The following is a 4,921-nucleotide window of genomic DNA, read 5'->3' as shown; positions in this document are numbered from 1 at the left end:
TCGCTCCCGATAAAAAGGAGCAACAGAAAAAGAAGCTGGAAAACGTTGATCTCAAACTGGAAGGGCGCGATCAGCGCTGGCTTGAGAAAGTTGCCAGAGCCCCGCATCAGGAGCCCTGGAGTGTCACCATTCTCCAATACGCATGGACCGCTGGCCCTGTCACCCTGATGGCCGCCTACTTCGGCTACTATTTTGCCTACGGCGTTATGATGCCCCTGGAAAGAGCATTTTACTTTCTGGGCTATTCAGTCATTGCGGTCGCCCTGGGTGTTGGTTACCGCCTGTTTCATAACATGACCCATGGACGACAACAGGCAAATGAACGGATAACCCTGTTAAGCCTGATCGACCAGATTCCTGAACTGATCTACCAGGTCCGTGATCTGGGCCAGGTCAATATGACCGAAGAGCAGCGACGCATTCACTCTGCCGGTATCCTGCTACGTAAACTGGATCTTGGCCCTGAATGGGTGTCCACGGCCATTGAAGACCTGACCGGTAACCAGCAGCTGGCAAAGCAGGCAGAACGGATTGAAATTTTTCGCCGTGCTGGTCTTTACAACCGGATGCAGGACATTATTGAAGAGGCCAGGGAAGAAGCGGATAAAGCCTTTCAATCCCTGAACGAACATCACCCAAGGACCGCCGAGGCACTTAAGAAACGTCTTAATGGCATTGTTGCCCTGCCACACCATGGACAAAAACGAGAGCCCCTGTTTATCGAACGAATTCTTTCCGCTATTGAAGAAGGCAATGAAAATCTGATGACCCTTCACGATGTGGAGGAGATGCTGACGCTCTGCTTCGAGCTGATCTGTGGCCGGGAAATCGCTTACCTGAAGATTGAGTATACCGGTCACTGGGACCTGGCAAGAGCCCTGGACAAACTGGAGGAAGAACGTAACGATCTTCGCATCAGCCGGGCACGGGTATACTCGCGCCTTAAGGCATTAACCACTTACCTGAATAATATCGGTATACCATCAGAGATTGGCAGTGGCAATGGGTTGAGTACCCACAAGCTACTGGCCATTGCCACTAAATCCCTGGACACCCTGAGCTTGCAGGTTCGGGAGGCTCGCCAGTTAACACTCTCTTTACAAAAGAAGCCCGGCCCTCAGAAAAAAGGGGCGAAAAAGCACCTGCTGACACTTTCCACGAAAAGCCAGCAGCTGGAAAAAGCATTACAGATTTACAATGAAAGCCATCGGGCCTACCTGAAACAGGGGCGGGACAGTCTCCTGTTGAAGCGTGCTTTGAAAAACTGGCAGAAACTCTCCAGTAAATATCAGCATCAAAATAATGAAAACCTGAAACGAAGCCTGACTATCTCCGAACAGACTTTTTTTCTGGATGATGAGGATAAGGCGGAAGTTACCCAGCGTATCCGACAATACCTCAGGGAATCTCCCGATCTACAAAAAAACAGACATGAAAATAGTCAGGATGACGCCTCTGTTCCAGATGCCGGACAATACCTGACAGAAGCCTGTGCCCGGGATATTGCCATAGAGATTGCCACCATTCTTGATCCTTACATCCATCTTCATGACCCACAGATTCAGCGGGCGATCGACAGTGCCAATGCCATCAGTCTGGCGAATATAGAACCGGGCATGAGCGCCAGAACCAAAGCGGCATGGGGAGAAGCCATGGCCAGTGCCGTGGAAAAAAACCTGGCCACAAGCGCTGAAAAACTGGCTCAGAATCTGATTCGTTATTATCGGGTGCCACTGAGCGATCAGACCATCAATTTTCTGGTCAAAACCTATAATGCCAGCCTTGAACGTCTTCAGTTCATTGCCCGTTATGAAACCCCGCTGAGTGCCAGTTATTCACTGGATAATGTCTCGTCCATAGAAGTTCCCCAGCCCAGAGAAAGCTGGCAGATTGACCTTTATAACGCCAAAAAAACCATGAGCCGAGTGAGTATTAAAGGGATAGTCTGAACCCGATGGTCCGATAATTATTGCCACCCGTAATATCCGTTAAAACCGGTGCTGTAATAATACCCGTTTTGAACCACAGCGAATGCGGTATACCGAAATACACCTATACCAGCAATAAGAGTACTATCGGTCGTTAATTTTTCATCAGGCATGGTTCCTGCACAAGACGCTCTGATTCAGCGTGCAACCCTTTTTTATCCGGTAACCTCAATATGGATGATTACCAGACAGAAACCCGGGTTCTGGCTGAAACCGGAGTTAGGTCCTAAGATGCAGTGGTCAGGCGAAGCTAATAATCTATCTGTGGAGGAGTCTTATGATTCTGGAAGAAGTCATAGAACTCTCGCGCTTTCAGTTTGCGATTACTGCGCTCTATCATTTTCTATTCGTGCCACTGACCATTGGCATGACCTTTATCCTTGCCATTATGGAGTCCGTCTATGTCATGACGGGCAAACAAATCTATAAAGACATGACCCGATTCTGGGGCAAACTCTTTGGCATCAACTTTGCCATCGGCGTGGCCACCGGTCTCACCATGGAATTTCAATTTGGTACTAACTGGTCCTATTTTTCCCACTACGTTGGCGATATCTTTGGCGCGCCCCTGGCCATTGAAGCGCTCATGGCCTTCTTTCTGGAATCCACCTTTGTCGGCATGTTCTTCTTTGGCTGGGATCGCCTTAACAAGGTTCAACATCTGGCCTGTACCTGGCTGATGGCCATTGGTACCAACCTGTCGGCACTCTGGATTTTGATTGCCAACGCCTGGATGCAAAACCCCATCGGGGCCGAATTCAACTTTGGAACCATGCGCATGGAAATGACCAGCTTCGCCGACCTGGTGTTTAACCCGGTGGCTCAGGTTAAATTCATTCACACCGTCGCTGCCGGTTATACCACTGGTGCCATCTTCGTTCTGTCCATCTCTGCTTACTATATGCTCCAGAACCGGGACATCGCTTTTGCCCGTCGCTCTTTTGCGGTAGCGTCCGGGTTTGGTCTGGCGGCGATTCTGTCGGTGATCATGCTGGGTGACGAGTCCGGTTATGAACTGGGGGATGTTCAGGAAGTCAAACTGGCCGCTATTGAAGCCGAATGGGATACCCACCCGGCACCGGCCAGCTTTACCGTGATCGGGATTCCTGATCAGGAAAACATGGAAACCGATTACGCCATCAAAATCCCTTACCTGATGGGCATTATTGCCACCCGCTCACTGGACGAACAGGTGACCGGCATCAAAGATTTAATCGAAGGCAAAATCCCCCGTATCAAAAACGGCATGATAGCTTATGAACTGCTGGAAAGACTGAAAGCAGGGGAAGACACGCCCGAAAACCGCGCCGCATTTATGGAAGTCGTGGACGACCTGGGTTATGGCTTACTACTGACCCGTTACACCGATGATATTCCATCCGCTTCCGATGCCATGGTCCGCCAGGCAGCGGAAGACGCCATCCCAGCCGTATTGCCGCTGTTTTTTGCGTTCCGTATTATGGTGGGCTGCGGCTTCCTGATGCTGCTGTTACTGGTCACCGCCTTTGTTAAAACAGCACGTCGCAGTGAATATAAGAGCCGTTTCTTCCTGAAGCTTTGTTTGTGGGCTCTGCCACTGCCATGGATCGCCAGTGAAATGGGCTGGTTTGTGGCTGAATTTGGACGACAGCCATGGTCTATTTCCGGCATCCTGCCCACCTATCTGTCGGCGTCAACCCGAACCGTCACCGACCTTTACCTCAGTATTGCCGGTTTCACGCTGTTTTATGGCATCTTTGCCGTTATCGAAATCTGGCTCATGGTGAAGTACTGCAAACTGGGTCCCAGCAGCCTGCATACCGGTCGTTACCACTTTGAGCAACAAAAAACCCTCCAGGAAAACGCATAAGGAGCAATGACCATGGATTATGAAGTTCTCCGATTTATCTGGTGGGTACTGATCGGTGTCCTGTTTATCGGTTTTGCCATTTTGGATGGCTACGACCTGGGCACCGCCAACCTGCTGCCATTCATGAGCAAAAACGACACTGAACGTCGAATCATGATCAATGCCGTTGCCCCCCACTGGGATGGCAATCAGGTGTGGCTAATCACCGCCGGTGGTGCACTGTTTGCCGCCTGGCCAACGGTTTATGCCACCGCATTCTCAGGTTTTTACTGGGCAATGGTACTGGTGCTTTTTGCCCTGCTGATTCGCCCTATGGCCTTCGACTATCGCTCCAAATTACCCGATCCGCGCTGGCGTAATGCCTGGGACTGGGGGCTGTTTTCCAGTGGTATCGTACCGTCCATTGTCTTTGGCGTGGCCTTTGGTAATATTTTTGTCGGTTTTGGCTTCGAGTTTGATGGCTATATGCGCTCCAGCTTTACCGGCTCCTTCTTTGACCTGCTCAACCCGTTCTCGCTGCTCTGCGGTATTGTCAGTGCCTCCATGCTCACCATGCAGGGTGCCGTCTGGCAAAAAATGCGCGCCGGCGACCCCATTCGCCAACGTGCGTCCATCGTCGCCCGTTATGCCGCGATACTGACCCTGGTCACCTTTGCCATTGCCGGCTTCTGGGTTTCCCAGATTGATGGTTATTACATCACCAGCATTCTGGACACCAATGGACCGTCTAACCCGCTGACCAAAACCGTTGTCGTCAGTGAAGGCATGTGGCTGAACAATTACCGTCTGTATCCGATCATGATGATCGCCCCGGTTCTTGGTTTCCTGGGCACTATTGGCGTCATGATCTTCTCAGGAACCAGGCAGGACGGTTTGAACTTCATCTTCTCATCACTGACACAGGCCGGGATTATCATGACCGCAGGCTTCAGCCTGTTCCCGTTTGTGCTGACCTCCAGCACTCATCCATCGCTCAGCCTGACCCTGTGGGATGCCACCTCCAGCTTTATGACGTTGGCTATTATGAGCGTCGTTGCTGCCGTGTTTGTTCCCACCATTCTTGGCTATACCACCTGGTGCTTCT

3 protein-coding genes are annotated in these 4,921 nt (G+C 51.0%); all 3 read left to right on the top strand.

Going from position 1 to position 4,921, the window contains the following annotated elements; translation table 11 throughout:
* A partial coding sequence (locus tag RM811_RS15920; protein WP_402526206.1) for a hypothetical protein occupies window positions 1-1,949 on the top strand: 1,949 nt, incomplete at its 5' end.
* Window positions 1,950-2,265: 316 nt separating this feature from the next.
* Window positions 2,266-3,837: a cytochrome ubiquinol oxidase subunit I gene (locus RM811_RS15915; RefSeq protein ID WP_402526204.1), complete on the top strand. Its 1,572-nt coding sequence runs from the start codon at window positions 2,266-2,268 to the stop codon at window positions 3,835-3,837.
* Between the two features lie 12 nt (window positions 3,838-3,849).
* Window positions 3,850-4,921, top strand: a 1,072-nt coding sequence (cydB, locus tag RM811_RS15910; RefSeq protein WP_402526202.1) for a cytochrome d ubiquinol oxidase subunit II, incomplete at its 3' end; no start/stop codon positions are given.

The sequence above is a fragment of the Endozoicomonas sp. genome (assembly GCF_031844845.1).
In the GTDB taxonomy this organism is placed as follows: Bacteria; Pseudomonadota; Gammaproteobacteria; order Pseudomonadales; family Endozoicomonadaceae; genus Endozoicomonas.
Note: the sequence above shows the minus strand (reverse complement) of the source record. Positions and strands in the feature narration are given on the sequence as shown.

Excerpts from the sequence above, each read along its gene's own strand:
- RM811_RS15915 (WP_402526204.1), top strand. The coding sequence starts at position 2,266 with ATGATTCTGGAAGAAGTCATAGAACTCTCGCGCTTTCAGTTTGCGATT.